Source organism: Corynebacterium sp. HMSC073H12, from assembly GCF_001837775.1.
Taxonomy (GTDB): domain Bacteria; phylum Actinomycetota; class Actinomycetes; order Mycobacteriales; family Mycobacteriaceae; genus Corynebacterium; species Corynebacterium amycolatum.
On sequence record NZ_KV834035.1, the window covers coordinates 131,095 to 145,035 of the forward strand.

A 13,941-nucleotide genomic window follows, 5' to 3' on the forward strand; every position below is an offset into this window, starting at 1 on the left:
GTCCGACGGCAATACCTTACGCCACATCCCGGATGACCAGAACAACCAGTCCGCTCAGCTCATCGGCGTAGGTACCGCAAAACCTCGTTGGCACCGCGCAGCTCGGCGATGCGCTCGGCAAGGGCCAGGTAGGCGGTTCCCATTTCCGGCGCCACCGCTTCAATTTCACGTTCGTGCTTGACGACGGTTCCAAGGTCGTCCCGCGTCACCGGGCCAGTCAGCCCCCGGGAACCCCACCTCAAGGCATTGTCCAATGAAGCTTCCAGCAGTGGTCGGAGCAGCTCGGCAGCCTGGCCTCGACGCAGCTCAGCTAGGTCGGTGTCTTCAGCTACCGCATCTTCGCCGATAGTGGTTGCCAGCATCTCTACCGCATCGACCACAACTGCGCCCAGGCCGTTTGAGCCGTGGGCCATAGCCGCGTGATAGAGGCCGCGGTGACGTTCGTTGATGAACACCGGACGACCGCCGAGTTCACCAATGAGCAATTCACTGACTGTTTTCGCAAGCTCATCCCCGACCGTGATGCCCCATGGGCAACCGGTCAGGAGCTCGGAGTCGTCGTCAAGCCCTGCGAACGTCATTGCGGGATGGGCTGCGATGGTCAGCGCGCCGGTGAGCGCGACCGGATCGAGCACCGCACGCCCGAGGGAACCAGAAGTATGCATGACGATGCGTCCGGGGCCGACGTGGAAGGCGACTTCCTCGGCGACCTCAGCGATGGCGCGATCCGGCACGGCGATGACGATGAGCTCGCAAGTGGAAGCTGTGTCGGCAATGCTACTGACCTGTGCGTTCGGGAGGCGTAGATGCGCTCGTGTGACAGATTCCGGTGAGCGCGCGACCACGTGAGTGACACGATGCCCGCAGCGTTCTAACGCCTGGCCGAGCGCGACCCCGACTTTTCCGGCAGAAATAATCCCCACCGTCAACCGCGGAGCGGTTGTCCGATGGGGATGGGAATCATGCTGGCTTTGCGTCATGACTGACTAGGTTAGACCAAACCAGCTATGTGCGGTGAGTAGGCCGCGCACACTCAGTAAGCGACTAGGCCTCTTCGTCTTCGCGGTGCTCCCTCTTCTTACGCATCTGCGCCATCAGCTCGGCAACCGTCAGGCTGCCCTTGTTGTCCTCAGCACGGCGCCGACCGTGGCTTGCAGGCTCCTGCGCAGGCTCTTGCCGCGTTTTTTGAGCTGGCTCTTCTGCGAGATCCTCATCGCGAATGGCCTGCAGCTGGCGAGTCGGAAAGTCCGAGGTGTCGTCCGATTCCGGCGCAGCGAATGGGTGCCGCGCACCGTGTGCCTCGTGAGCGCCGCCCTGAGAATCATCCTCTGCGGCATCCTCGGCCGGGGTTTCCTGCCAGTTGATGGCGCGGAAAGAGTTAGTGGAGAACTTCTCCTTGGAAACGGCTTCGTCATCCTTGGAATCGGCGACTTCGTGGACGTCAACCGGCTGGCCAGACGGCGAGAATGTACGGCGCATGTCGGTGGCCTCGGCATCTTCAACCGGCGAAGCGGAGGAAGTGGAGCCAGTGCCGCCGTGCTGGGTATGAGCGCCGACAGTGCCGTTAGCGGTCATCTCAGCGCGGTGGGAAGTCGCGCGTGGTGTCGGCCGGTCGTGGCCGGTCGGGTCCTTCATCGGCGAAGCCTGCTGTGGCGAGTCGAGCTCACGCAGACGCTCGGCCTGGGCGCGAAGAGCAACCTGCTCGTCGTCGAAATCCTCCCCCATGAACTCAGCAAGCTGGGCACGCAGTGCAAAGACCTCAGCGCGCAGCGCCGCAATATTGTCATCATTGTTGCCCTCAAGCGAGTCCAGGTAGTTCTGCTCGAGAATCAGTTCCTGCTCACGGTGAGTGGCCAGCTCGCGGTCAAGCTCCACCTTGTGCAGCTCCTCGACAGTCTCCAACCGCTTGCGCTCCAGCGCAATGGTCTTGCGGTATCGAGTCACCAGCACAGCCCCGATAACTGCCGACCACAACGCCAGCAGCACGGCAACCTTCATCCAGCCGGCAGAGCTGGCAAAGAGCATGACGATACTGGCAATCACTGCGAGCACCAGCAGCACAACCATGAGAATGACGGCGGTTTTCTCCGTCATACCATCGGAAGAACTAAATTTCGTCACATCATTGCTCTGCTCATCTGCATATGCCGCATCAGCCCCGGAGTTAGCCCCAGCGGAGTAGCTTTCGAAAGCTGAAGAAGGCGACGGAGACGGAGACTCAGCCATATCCGACGAAGTAGCTGCCGCGTCGCTCTGAAAATATGCGGCATCACCCGAGCGCTTCGGGTCATTACCGGCGTTGGAGAGGTCAGTCATAACTCCCACCCTACCGAGTTAGTTCCCATTTCCCCGCTAGGAGGCGAAGAATTTTCGCCATCAGTTGGCAATTGGCAAACTTTTTCCAGCCACAGCCCCGCCGCAGCGAGCAAAATGCCGGATACTGTGCCGACAATCATGATCGGCCCGTCGGCCTGTGCGGCCGCAAGTTCCGTCCACTTCGGCAAGGCCCACAGCACGCCACCGGCGTACAGTCCTCCGAGAATCGCACCCAACCACGCGGATGCCGTACCGACCACCAACCATCGCGACAACGTTAACGGCTGCACCTGGCTGCGATCCTGCCCGACCTTCGCCTCTTTCAGTACCGACTTAATCCACCGCGCTGCCGCCACACAGACGGCTGTGAGCAACCAGGGAAACCCCAGGTCCCACCAACTTCGCGGCCCGAGCGCACCGAAAAACTGTGCCAGGATCATCCATGACGCCAGCGCGAGAACCAGCGCAGATGCTGCCAACGTAATCGGTGAGGTCGGTTTCATCTCTAGGCCCCTTCTCCATCCGCGCTGTCTGCTAGGCGCACCGCGTTTACGTCTTCAGGTGCCAGCTTATCGACGAGTTCCGCGACCCGAACTCCCTCCAATTCGGCATCCGGGTCGGCATCGAGCCATGGCACCAGCACAAAGGCACGCTCGGTTGCCCACGGATGCGGCAGGGTCAGAGTCGAATCGTCAGAAATAATCTCCTCGCCGGATTCCTTGTCGATGACCTGCACGATGTCCACGTCGAGCGCCCGCGGCCCCCAGTGAATTTCACGCACTCGACCAGCGTCATTTTCCAGTTTCCAACCAGCTTCCAGTAGCTCCATTGGTGTTCGGGACGTATCGACAATGAGCACGGCATTGAGGAAGTCACCCTGCTCCACCCCACCCCAAGGCGGGGTGGCATAAATTTTTGAGGATGCGACCAATTCATCGGCGAAGAAGGCCTGCACACCTGTTAGGTTTTCTCGCGCGCGGTCCATGTTCGCGCCGATAGAAAGAACTGCGCGAATCATGCCAACCGCTTCTTCCGCGAACGGCGGGCTGTCACCGCAGCGTCATCGAAGTCGAGCGGGATGGGCGCATGTGGTTTGTGAATGGTCACTTCCACCGCATGTAACAGCGGGGACAATCCGCGTTCGGCGCGGGCATCGTCGTCGGCAAGCACTGCTTCGGCAATCTCGGTCGCGACTGTTTCAATGAGGTTGCGAGGGGTGCCGGTTAAAATTCCATGCGCTGTGGCTGCAATGTCGGCGTAGTTGACCGTGTTGTCCAGCTCATCGCTGGCAGCGGCACCGGAGAAATCCAGCCACAGGGTGACATCACAGATGAAGTCCTGACCATCGCGGCGCTCGAAGTCGAGACAACCGTGGTAGCCGTGGGCTTTCAGACCTTTGAGTTCAATGCGATCAGCCACTGTGTTTACGCGTCTCCTTCCAGAGTCGACTCGGCTGGCGATTCCGCAGCCGACTCGTCGTGCTGCGCCGCGCGGTTAGACCCACCTTCCGGATAGTCGCCGACCGCTGTGTAACCGGTCAGTGAACGTCCAAGGTTCCATGCCTGCGCCACACGCACTGCGTCGAGGTTGTCGGCCACATTGTGAACTCGAACCGCCCATGCGCCCGCCGCTGCGGACAGCGCGGAAATTGCGGTAGTCGCGGCATCAGCCTGCTTTGGTGCGCGTGCCTCACTGCCAACGGCGGCGACGAAACGCTTGCGGGAAGCACCGACCAACACGGGGAAACCGAGGTCAATAAGCTCCGGCAGGTTGTGGAGGAGCGCCCAATTGTCATCGGCGTTTTTGGCAAAGCCCAGGCCTGGGTCGAGGACAATATTTTCCTCGACGATTCCGGCGCCCATGGCACCGTCGACAAGCTGAAGCAGGTGCTCACGGACATCGGCGACAATGCCGTCCGGGTGAGTTTCAGCGCGTCCAGAAGCGGAGCCGAAGCGATCGGTCTTCCAGTGCATCAGACAGATGGGCACATCGGCATCGGCGCAGACTGCGTACATGTTGGGATCTGCGAGACCGCCGGAGACATCGTTGATGAATACCGCACCCTCGGCGATTGCTGCCTCTGCGACACTTGCGCGCATTGTATCGACGCTGATCAGGTGCCCGTCTGCCGCGAGCTCGCGGACCACCGGCACGACCCGGGCAATTTCCTCATCCTCGGAAACGCGGTGTGCGCCAGGGCGAGTGGACTCGCCACCGATGTCGAGAATGTGCGCGCCTTCAGCGAGCAGCTCGTGCGCATGGGCAATGGCCGCGTCGAAGGTCTTGTACAGGCCGCCATCGGAAAAGCTGTCCTCGGTGACGTTGACAATGCCCATCACCTTGCAGAGCTGATTTCCGACACTCATCTCCGCCTGCTGTCCTGCCTGCGCTTGCAAGGGGGATTCAGTCACCTCGTTGCCCAGCCTTTCCAATCGACCATTTAACTGTTGCGTTAGCTCTTGCGGATCAGCGCCATTGCCTCTGCGCGCGAACGGGCATCCGCCTTGAAGCCACCACGAACGGCTGATGTCACCGTTCGCGCACCCGGCTTGCGGATACCGCGCATGGCCATGCAGAGATGCTCCGCTTCAATAACGACAATCGCCGAGGTCGGATCCAGCCGCTCCACCAAGGCATCCGCAACCTGACTGGTCAGCCGCTCCTGCACCTGCGGGCGCTTCGCATAACCATCGACCAGACGAGCGAGCTTGGACAGGCCCGTCACACGACCGTCCTTGCCCGGAATGTAGCCAATGTGGGCAACGCCAAAGAACGGCACCAAGTGATGCTCACAGGTGGAGTAAATCGGGATGTCCTTGACCAAAACGAGTTCCTGGTGATCTTCGTTGAAGGTCTTCGCCAACACCTCAGACGGATCTTCAAACAGGCCCGCGAAAACCTCACGGTAGGCTCGCGCCACTCGCGCCGGTGTCTCCTTCAGGCCTTCCCTGTCGGGATCCTCACCGACGGCAATCAACAGTTCACGAACCGCAGCCTCGGCTCGCTCCTGATCGAATTCGCGCTCCATGATGTGTACTTATCGCTCCTCGTTGGTGTCCGGCTTGTTCTGCCAGGCGCTGTTGTCTTCGTTTCGCTTGACGACGCCGTCCTTATCCGAATCGTGCATCTGTGCACCCTTGTCATCGGAGTTGTCGGCGTTCTTCGCGTTTTCCGAACGCTCAGTGTATTCCGGCTGCTCGTTATCCGGCAGGCGGAATCCGCGCAGCTCCTGCTGCTGTCCCGCCGACGGCATCACCGTAGTCGGGGTGGCATCGCTGCCAGAATTGTCCTGGCGGTGACGTCCGCCCTGCCTGTCCCACGGCATCTTCGGAGGGGCAGGGATATTCGCGGGACCGTTGCCACCGTTGCTACGAGTACCGGTTGCCTTCGAGCCGAAGTCCGGGGAGCCTGCCGGGTAGTTAGCAGTGCCTGGGTGCTGGCCACGCGCGTTGCCCTGGCCATCCTGCGAACCCGGCTGGCTCTGCCCCTCCGGGCGAGGAGCTGGCGCCGGTGCCGGTGCGGCAGCCGGTGCGGGAGCCGAACCGTGCGTGCTGCCGGTATCCTTCGGCGGCCAACCTGGAGCGGTCCAACCAGCCGGCGGTGGGGTGCCACCGTAGACCGGAACATTCGGTCGGTCCTGCTGGGCGCCCGGCAGACCCGAGGCACTAGCATTACCGGCACCAGTGGAGCCTGCCGGCCCCTGACCATTGCCGTTGTTGCCCGCGTCCTGGTTCTCCGGTTCGCGGCGACGCACCGGCGCGAAGATGTTGACACGCTTCGGCGGTTCCTCGCCGCGCTCGATTGCCAACTCCACCGGTGTCTTCACCGGCTCGCGGCCATCGGCCGGGTGTTTGGTGTCGCTATCGAAGAAGTTCAGACGCTCACGCGGAACGACATCGGTGAAGATAACTTCCAGATCCGGACGACGCAGCGTCTCCTTCTCCAGCAGCTTTTCAGCCAGCACGTCGAGAGTGTCACGGTTTTCCTTCAAGATGGTGTAGGCCTCGTCGTGAGCCTTATTAATCAGAAGCCGAACCTGCTGATCAATGGTTGCTGCCACCGCCGGGGAGTAGTCCAGAGAGCCGCTGCCACCGCGGCCGACGAACGGATCGCCCTGCTCCTCCCCGTACTTCACCGGGCCGAGCTCCGGTGACATGCCGTACTCGGTCACCATGGCGCGAGCAATCTTGGTGGCCTGCTCAATATCGGCAGAAGCACCGGTAGTCGGCAGTCCGAAGACCAGCTCCTCGGCAGCGCGACCACCCATGGCGAAGACCAGACGAGCAAAAAGCTCTGGCAGGTTATACATGCCCTTGTCGTCCTCGGGAACGGTCAGCGCATGGCCACCCGTGCGACCGCGAGCCAAGATGGTGACCTTGTAAACACGCTCGATGTCCTTCAGCGCCCACGCAGCCAGGGTGTGGCCACCCTCGTGGTAGGCGGTGACCTTCTTCTCCTGCTCGGAGATTACCTTGGAGGTACGGCGCGGACCGCCGATAACTCGGTCGACTGCCTCTTCCAGCGCATCCGCAGTAATGATATTGCCGTTGACGCGAGCGGTCAGCAGCGCAGCTTCATTCAGCACGTTCTGCAGATCAGCACCGCTCATACCGGCGGTGCGCTTGGCCAGCGACGTCAGATCCGCATCCGGCCCCAGCGGCTTGTTCCGGGCGTGGACCTTCAGAATTGCCTCGCGGCCCTTCAGGTCTGGTGCACCCACCGGAATCTGTCGGTCAAAACGGCCCGGGCGCAGCAGCGCCGGGTCGAGAATATCCGGACGGTTGGTCGCAGCCATGATGATCACACCTTGACGATCACCAAAACCATCCATTTCCACCAGCAGCTGGTTCAGGGTTTGCTCACGCTCATCATGGCCGCCGCCCATACCGGCACCACGCTGGCGACCGACGGCGTCAATCTCGTCGATGAAGATAATGCACGGGCTGTTTTCCTTGGCCTGATTAAACAGGTCACGGACACGAGAGGCACCGACACCGACGAACATTTCGACGAAGTCCGAACCCGAGATGGTGTAGAAAGGCACTCCTGCCTCACCAGCGACGGCGCGGGCCAGCAAGGTCTTACCGGTACCGGGAGGACCGTAGAGCAGAACACCACGCGGAATCTTCGCGCCGAGCTCCTCGTAGCGAGCTGGGTGCTGCAGGAAATCCCTAATCTCGTCGAGCTCCTGGACGGCCTCATCGGCACCAGCAACATCCTCGAACGTATTGGTCGGGGTCTCCTTGTTCAGCAGCTTGGCGCGGTTGCCACCAAAGCCGAACATGCCGTTCTTGCCGCCTTGCATGCGGCTGAAGAAGTACATGATGACGAAGAAGAAAATCACCATCGGCAGCAGGAAGCCCAAGGTGGACATCAGGAAGGAATCCTGCGTGACCTTGGTATCGAACTTCTCCATGCCCTTGGCGGCAGCGACCTTGTCAAAGACCTGGTCGGTCGCACGCGCTGGGTACTTGGTCATCACCTTCGTGACGTCCTCAGTACCCTCGACCTCCACGCCCTTCTTCAGGGTGAGGCGAATTCGCTGTTCGCGATCGTCAATCTGAGCTTCCGTGACATTGCCCTTATCCAACTGGGTCAGGGCAACGGACGTATCCACCTCGCGGTATTCCCGGGAATCATCCGCCAGCTGGGTAATAGCAAAGAGGATAATCAGGATGATGCCGGCAACGGTGGCAAACCGGAACACCTTTTTCTTGTCCATACAGTGGGTTCGCTTTTCGCTCTCTACATCTATTAGTTGCTTTTATTAATTGTACGCATCAACGAGTTCTTCTCGAAGACACATCAATGACACAACGTGGGGTCAGGGCTCATGGCACCTGACCCCACAGTTGGCATAACGCATCGCAACCGAAAAAAGTTTCCAACTCCTACTTTTCATAGCTAGAACACAGCTAGAACTGCGGGAGGTACGCGCGCAATGCCCGTCGTAAAGCATCGGCACTGTGCAGTAAGTGCCGAAGATTGACCTAGTTCTGATAAACGCGCGGGTGCAGCGTGCCGACGTACGGCAGGTCGCGGTAGCGCTCGGCGTAATCCAGGCCGTAACCGATGACGAACTCGTTCGGAATGTCGAAGCCAACATCCGCAACGTCCAGTTTGGTGCGCACAGCCTCCGGCTTACGCAGCAGCGTAATGACCTCCAGGGAGCGCGGATTACGGTTGCGCAGGTTCTTAATCAACCAGGACAGGGTCAGACCGGAGTCAATGATGTCCTCAACGATTACGACATCGCGTCCCTCAATATCGCGATCCAGGTCCTTCAAAATACGCACCACGCCTGACGACGAGCTGGAGTTTCCGTAACTGGAAACCGCCATAAACTCCATCTGGCTGGGAATGCTGAGCTGACGGGCGAAGTCAGTCAGGAAGAACACCGCGCCCTTGAGCACTGCGACCAGAATCAGATCGCTGTCGGCATCCTTGTACTTCTCATTCACACGATGCGCCATCTCGGCAATGCGAGCATGCAGCTCCTCTTCGCCAATGAGAACTGCCTCTACCTCATCGCCGTAGGGGTTTGCGGGGACGTTGAAATCCTTCACATCATGCATCGCATTTCCTTTCCGCACTTCTATTGCGGCGTGTCGATGGAGCGTAACTGCCCCAGTGCAAGTTCAGGGTTATGGCAACCGATAGTTCTCGGCCGCCGGAAGTTGGATTGCGGCACCTTTTCTTAAGACACCGCGGGACGATTCATTACCAATTGTAGAGTGCCATCTTTTCGCTCAACGACCAACCTGGCATTTCTGTCAGCACCATCGCGCCCGCGGGTCACCGGCACTTCCCCCTGGCCGTGATAGCGGTGCACGAGCGCCATAACCATGTCGATCTGTTTACTACTGGGCTCCGCACCCGCCTGCCTCAACCAACGAGCGAGGACGCGCACCGCGATGGCGTCGTCAAGCTCAGCGACCCCTCGCACAGACAGGCTCCCGCTTGCCGACGCCACTTCCTCCCCCAGCAGCGCATCCAGAGCCGACTCGGCGTGAGCGTCCAAAAAGTCATTGTCGACTGCTGCAATCCCCGCAGTCTTAGCGAGATTTTCCGCAACTCCCGGCCCCAGCTCCTGCTCCAGCAGCGGCAAAATCGTCTTTCGAACCCGGACGCGGGCGTAATGGTCGTCCTGGTTGTGTGGGTCGTGCCAGACCTTTAAGCCCAGCTCTTCACAGCAGAGCTGGGTGTCGGTGCGTCGCACACCGAGCAGCGGACGCAGAATCCGAGTCCCGTCCGACCACGTGAGATTGTCTCGGATAGCGGACAGCGCCTGCGGGCCACCCCCTCTGGCCAGCCGCAGCAAAACTGTTTCCGCCTGGTCGTCCAACGTGTGGGCGAGCATCAGCGCCGCACCTCGAGATTGGGCGATCTGCCGTAGGACTCGGTGTCGAGCCAAACGCGCCTCGTATTCGGGACCGCGGTCGGAATCGTTATTGATATCGACCGCGATAACCTCGGCCGTAGCCCCCATCCCCCGAGCTATGTGGGCGGCGCGCTCAGCGACTTCTGCAGAGCCCTGCTGAAGCTGATGATCAACGACGACGGCGTGAACGTTGCGGCCGGCCAGTGCCCCCTTGGGCCCGAAAGCTTCCGCACAGGCCCCGGCGGTCAGGGCGAGCGAATCCGCACCGCCGGAAAGCCCAATGACGATACCGCTGCCCAACTCCTGCCCCACCTGCTGCACTATCGCGCGGACAGCTTGCCGAATGATGAGGAAATGAGGGCTGCGGTCCGGCCAAAAAGGTCTAGCCAACGCGCCCACCACTTGCGATGGTTTCCATCGCGGTAAGCAGAATTCGCTCCTGAGTCGGGCGCGCGATCAGCTGCACCGGCAATCCAGAAGTCGGCTCCACAACGATGCCGGCCGGGAATCCCAGGTAATTCCACGTCGAAACGTAAGGGGTGAAGCGCAGATTGGACAACAGGTTCACAATCCAGGGCATGCGATGCCATGCGCGGATCCGCGGTGGATTCTTGGCCAGAGCCGGAGTAATCAAGATGGTGTCACCCGGCAGCTCACGCTCGATGCGGGCGCCATCGCGTGCCACTTGGCGGCCATTGATTGTGAAACGCAGCAAGCGCCCAATGCCAGCGTGGACTCGGTTGCGCCACTCCAGGTGATCCGGGCACGGCTCGTCACGGAGCTGATCTGCCACCCCCGCAGTCCAGCGCGCGAGCATCGGCAGCGGGTTCAGCGGGTACGGCATGTTCTTTTCCGTGACGGCAAAGCCCTTGTCCGCGAATACTCTCGCCGCCTGTTGCGCCGCATCGACGTACTCCGGTGCAGCCTTTAACCCGAATACGGGCGCAGTGGTGTCCACGCTGACGGCGAAGTTTTCAGGTAGGGTCTTCGCCGGATCCTCCGCATCCACCATGCCATTTGTGAGGATTTTGGTAATCAGGCGCAAGTCCTCGTTGTTGACTGTGAGCACCCCTTGGACAGACATTCCGTACCAGTCATTGCCGCCCACGCGCCCCGGCATTGTTCCCGGGGTCGCCTTCAGGGTCGAAAGCCCGCAGCACGCTGCAGGGATACGCAGTGACCCCATGCCGTCGTTGCCCTGCGCAAACGGAACCATCCCAGCGGCGACAGCCGCTGCGGATCCGCCGGAGGACCCACCCGGAGTGTGCCCCGGCAGAATCGGATTGTCGACGGCCAGCCCCGGCAGCGTCGTCGTCCCCCACGTACAGAACTGCGGATTCACCGTAGTTCCCACTGCGATTGCGCCGGCGCTAGTCAACTGCTGGACAAACGGGTTCTCTAGAGCGGTGTTTTCCTTCAGCGCGAATGGCACACCTGCGAGCGGCAACTCCGAGAGGTTCTCACTTTGCTCGAGTTCCCGCGCAGCCTGCAGAGCCCTACCCGCCCACACTTCACGGAAGGCATGAATCCCTCCATCCAGTCTGGAGATAGCGTCGAGACTGCGCTGCACGCTGTCCACCGGGCTTAGCTTTCCCTCGCGAACCTGTGCGGCAACCTCGTGAACGGTTGGCAAGTTCCTAATCGCGGAAGTGTGAGAGGCCATTGCGGATTCATCTCCTCAAATTAATTTCAGTGGCAAATGAATCTCAGTTTAGATATCCGCCAGGGCGCTCGCTGCCTTATCGGCCGCAGCTCGTGCCGGCAACAGGCTCGCTTCGTTGGAAATCAGTGCGAACGTCAGCACCTGCCCCGACTTCGTCACCACATACCCCGCCAACGCCGAGGCTTTATTCAGCGTGCCTGTCTTCGCACGGACGATGCCCGCCCCGGACTGGCCGGCAAAGCGCGTCGACAAAGTGCCGGACACCGCCGCCACCGGCAGGCTATCCAACAGTGGGCGCAAAGACGTGCTTTCCGACGACTCCTGCGGCTCCGCCAGTCCCCCCTGCTCGGCCGACTCCACCGGCCCCGCAGCCGAATTGAGCACCTCGGAGAGATGCTGCGGAGAAATACGGTTATCCGTGCTCAGACCACTGGAGTCCGACAGCACCGCGCCGTCGAGCGGAAAACCGTGCTCCGCGAGGGTGTCTCGAACTGCGCGCGCAGCTCCTTCAAAAGTCGGTGGCAGGCCGCGAGAGATAGCCACCTCACGGGCAATGGACTCGGCTAGCACGTTGTCGCTGTAGTTCATCATCTCGTGCACACGGGTAACCAGCGGAGCCGACTGCACGAGCGCAACTGGGTCTGGATCCAGAGGCAGCGACTGACCATCCTTGGCCGCATCCCTCAGGCTGCCTCCGTTTTCCGCACCAAGCGCCTTGGCCAGTGCATCGGCGGCATCCGCAGCTGGCGTGGCGCTGCGCTGCGATTCCTCATTCGTCGGATCAATACGACCAGCATCCATCATCACCGACTCCACCGGTGCGATGTAACCGTCCTCCAGCCCCGCACGCTCCCAGGTCTCGTGGAAGCTCTCGGTGAATAGAGAGTTGTCGAGATAAACCTTGCCGACCCCCTCAGGAATGACCACGGAAATCTTTTTCGCCAACTCAGCGATTGAAGCCGAGTCCTGGAAGAACCCTTCCCCGTCCTCGCTTAAGGTGGGGTCGCCCCCGCCGTGCAAAACGATGTCATTAGTTCCCGTGATCCGGGAGACGCGGGTGGAGACTCGATGATCTTCACCTAAGTCCAACAGTGCGGCAGACGCGGTGAGAATCTTCATGCTGGACGCCGGCATGGCCACCGCGGTGTCATTGATCCCCCACAGTTTCTGGCCGGTCGTAGCATCGCTGACAATTCCATGCAGCTCACCGAAAGCTGGATCAGCCGCAGCAGCGTCCATGATGGCGCTGACTTTTTGGTCCAGAGTGCCGTCGTCAAGCGAAGACTGCGCAGCCGTCACAGGAGCGGAAACATGACTGACGGCGGGCGGCGCATCGACCACAATCTGACGATTGTTATTGACGACAACCGCTACGCCGCTGCCCGCTGCGATAACGAGAACACCGGCGATGGCACCGCCGATTTTCAGTCCACGCGACTTCTTGGATTTGCCGGATTTTACGGAACTGGGCGATTTTTGCGTGCCCTTAGCGGCGGTTTTGGAGCTGTCAGAGTCGGTACTACCCACGGTCACAAACACCTTCTTCCTGGAAACAAAACCTCACTTAAGGTGCACAAATAAACGGTTTTGAGCGGGTTTCGCATAAGATAGCCGTCAGAGAAGTGTACACCGATTATAAGGAGTCATCGCCGTGAGCGTTGAGGTCACTATTGAGATCCCGAAGGGTCAGCGCAACAAGTACGAAGTCGACCACGAGACCGGCAAGGTCTACCTCGACCGCTACCTGTTCACCCCAATGGCCTACCCGGCCGACTACGGCTTCATCGATGAAACCCTCGGCGAGGATGGCGACCCGTTGGACGCTCTCGTAATCCTGCCGGAGCCGGTTTTCCCGGGCGTTATTGTCAAGGCTCGTCCGCTCGGCGTTTTCAAGATGACCGACGAGGCCGGCGGCGACGACAAGCTGCTGTGCGTCCTGGATGATGTCCGCTTCGACCACTACCAGGACATCGACGATGTCTCCCAGTTCACCAAGGACGAGATTGAGCACTTCTTCGTCCACTACAAGGACCTGGAGCCGGGCAAGGAAGTTTCCGGTTCGGGCTGGGGCGACAAGGCCGAGGCTGAGCGCATCCTGGCTGAGGCTATCGAGCGCCACAAGTAAGAGCCACAATTAAGAATTGCGCTAACCAACTCCCTTCCTGGGGTTCGCCCCTTTGACGCAGTTCCTGTGATTCAGCGCTACGGCCGTCGGAGTTTTCCTCCGGCGGCCTTTGTGCTTCCGGCGATAAGGCCAGATTGCGTATAGTGCGCACTATGGAAACCGTAAACGTATCTGAAGTACCCGAAGACGCACAGATCATTGATGTCCGCTCACAGATGGAGTGGGATGACGGCCACGCCACCGGCGCCATTCACATCCCCATGGAAGAGATTCCGTCCCGCTACGGCGAGCTGGATCTGGATTCCGACATTTACCTGATGTGCCGCTCCGGTGGACGTGCCGCTCAGGTTTCTTCCTGGCTGGAGAAGAACGGTATCGACACCATCGTCATCACCGGCGGCATGATCGACTGGGAGCACTTCGGCCGCCCGATGGAGAAGGCCAACTAAATCAACT

General features: G+C 60.5%; 14 protein-coding genes. 2 read left to right on the forward strand and 12 right to left on the reverse strand.

What is annotated here, in order from left to right; genetic code table 11:
- Positions 1-59: 59 nt before the first annotated feature.
- From HMPREF2708_RS05675 to dacB, 12 genes are all read right to left on the reverse strand, one after another.
- Positions 60-980: a Rossmann-like and DUF2520 domain-containing protein gene (locus HMPREF2708_RS05675; RefSeq protein ID WP_070833379.1), complete on the reverse strand. Its 921-nt coding sequence runs from the start codon at positions 978-980 to the stop codon at positions 60-62.
- A 64-nt stretch (positions 981-1,044) separates the two neighbouring features.
- The gene (locus tag HMPREF2708_RS05680) at positions 1,045-2,316 is read right to left on the reverse strand and encodes a DUF6779 domain-containing protein (protein ID WP_070833382.1); all 1,272 of its coding nucleotides are present in this window, start codon (positions 2,314-2,316) and stop codon (positions 1,045-1,047) included.
- On the reverse strand, positions 2,313-2,819 hold the full coding sequence (locus tag HMPREF2708_RS05685) for a DUF3180 domain-containing protein (RefSeq protein ID WP_038626653.1): 507 nt from the start codon (positions 2,817-2,819) through the stop codon (positions 2,313-2,315). The genes HMPREF2708_RS05680 and HMPREF2708_RS05685 overlap by 4 nt, the downstream gene beginning before the upstream one ends.
- Before the next feature lie 2 nt (positions 2,820-2,821).
- On the reverse strand, positions 2,822-3,334 hold the full coding sequence (gene folK / locus HMPREF2708_RS05690) for a 2-amino-4-hydroxy-6-hydroxymethyldihydropteridine diphosphokinase (RefSeq protein WP_070833385.1): 513 nt from the start codon (positions 3,332-3,334) through the stop codon (positions 2,822-2,824).
- Positions 3,331-3,735, reverse strand: a complete 405-nt coding sequence (gene folB, locus HMPREF2708_RS05695) for a dihydroneopterin aldolase (RefSeq protein WP_070833390.1) — start codon at positions 3,733-3,735, stop codon at positions 3,331-3,333. The genes folK and folB overlap by 4 nt, the downstream gene beginning before the upstream one ends.
- A gap of 5 nt (positions 3,736-3,740) precedes the next feature.
- A complete protein-coding gene (gene folP, locus HMPREF2708_RS05700) occupies positions 3,741-4,682 on the reverse strand; it encodes a dihydropteroate synthase (RefSeq protein ID WP_070833594.1) in 942 nt (313 codons plus the stop codon).
- A gap of 86 nt (positions 4,683-4,768) precedes the next feature.
- The gene (gene folE / locus HMPREF2708_RS05705; protein ID WP_070833394.1) at positions 4,769-5,344 is read right to left on the reverse strand and encodes a GTP cyclohydrolase I FolE; all 576 of its coding nucleotides are present in this window, start codon (positions 5,342-5,344) and stop codon (positions 4,769-4,771) included.
- 9 nt (positions 5,345-5,353) lie between these two features.
- Positions 5,354-8,038 (reverse strand): ATP-dependent zinc metalloprotease FtsH, encoded by a 2,685-nt coding sequence (gene ftsH, locus HMPREF2708_RS05710; protein ID WP_070833396.1) that lies wholly within the window; start codon positions 8,036-8,038, stop codon positions 5,354-5,356.
- 268 nt (positions 8,039-8,306) lie between these two features.
- Positions 8,307-8,891, reverse strand: a complete 585-nt coding sequence (gene hpt / locus HMPREF2708_RS05715; RefSeq protein WP_070833398.1) for a hypoxanthine phosphoribosyltransferase — start codon at positions 8,889-8,891, stop codon at positions 8,307-8,309.
- Between the two features lie 122 nt (positions 8,892-9,013).
- Positions 9,014-10,087 carry a tRNA lysidine(34) synthetase TilS gene (tilS, locus tag HMPREF2708_RS05720; protein WP_246840347.1) on the reverse strand — a complete coding sequence of 358 codons (1,074 nt, stop codon included), beginning with the start codon at positions 10,085-10,087 and terminating at the stop codon, positions 9,014-9,016.
- Positions 10,080-11,360: an amidase family protein gene (locus tag HMPREF2708_RS05725; RefSeq protein WP_070833400.1), complete on the reverse strand. Its 1,281-nt coding sequence runs from the start codon at positions 11,358-11,360 to the stop codon at positions 10,080-10,082. The genes tilS and HMPREF2708_RS05725 overlap by 8 nt, the downstream gene beginning before the upstream one ends.
- Positions 11,361-11,408: 48 nt before the next feature.
- The gene (gene dacB / locus HMPREF2708_RS05730; RefSeq protein WP_246840348.1) at positions 11,409-12,887 is read right to left on the reverse strand and encodes a D-alanyl-D-alanine carboxypeptidase/D-alanyl-D-alanine endopeptidase; all 1,479 of its coding nucleotides are present in this window, start codon (positions 12,885-12,887) and stop codon (positions 11,409-11,411) included.
- Positions 12,888-13,011: 124 nt separating this feature from the next.
- Here dacB and HMPREF2708_RS05735 point away from each other — a divergent pair, with 124 nt between their 5' ends.
- Both HMPREF2708_RS05735 and HMPREF2708_RS05740 read left to right on the forward strand, forming a co-directional pair.
- Positions 13,012-13,485: an inorganic diphosphatase gene (locus HMPREF2708_RS05735; protein ID WP_005510088.1), complete on the forward strand. Its 474-nt coding sequence runs from the start codon at positions 13,012-13,014 to the stop codon at positions 13,483-13,485.
- 152 nt (positions 13,486-13,637) lie between these two features.
- Complete coding sequence (locus HMPREF2708_RS05740) at positions 13,638-13,934, forward strand: rhodanese-like domain-containing protein (RefSeq protein WP_049171913.1); 297 nt, start codon at positions 13,638-13,640, stop codon at positions 13,932-13,934.
- Positions 13,935-13,941: the final 7 nt, after the last annotated feature.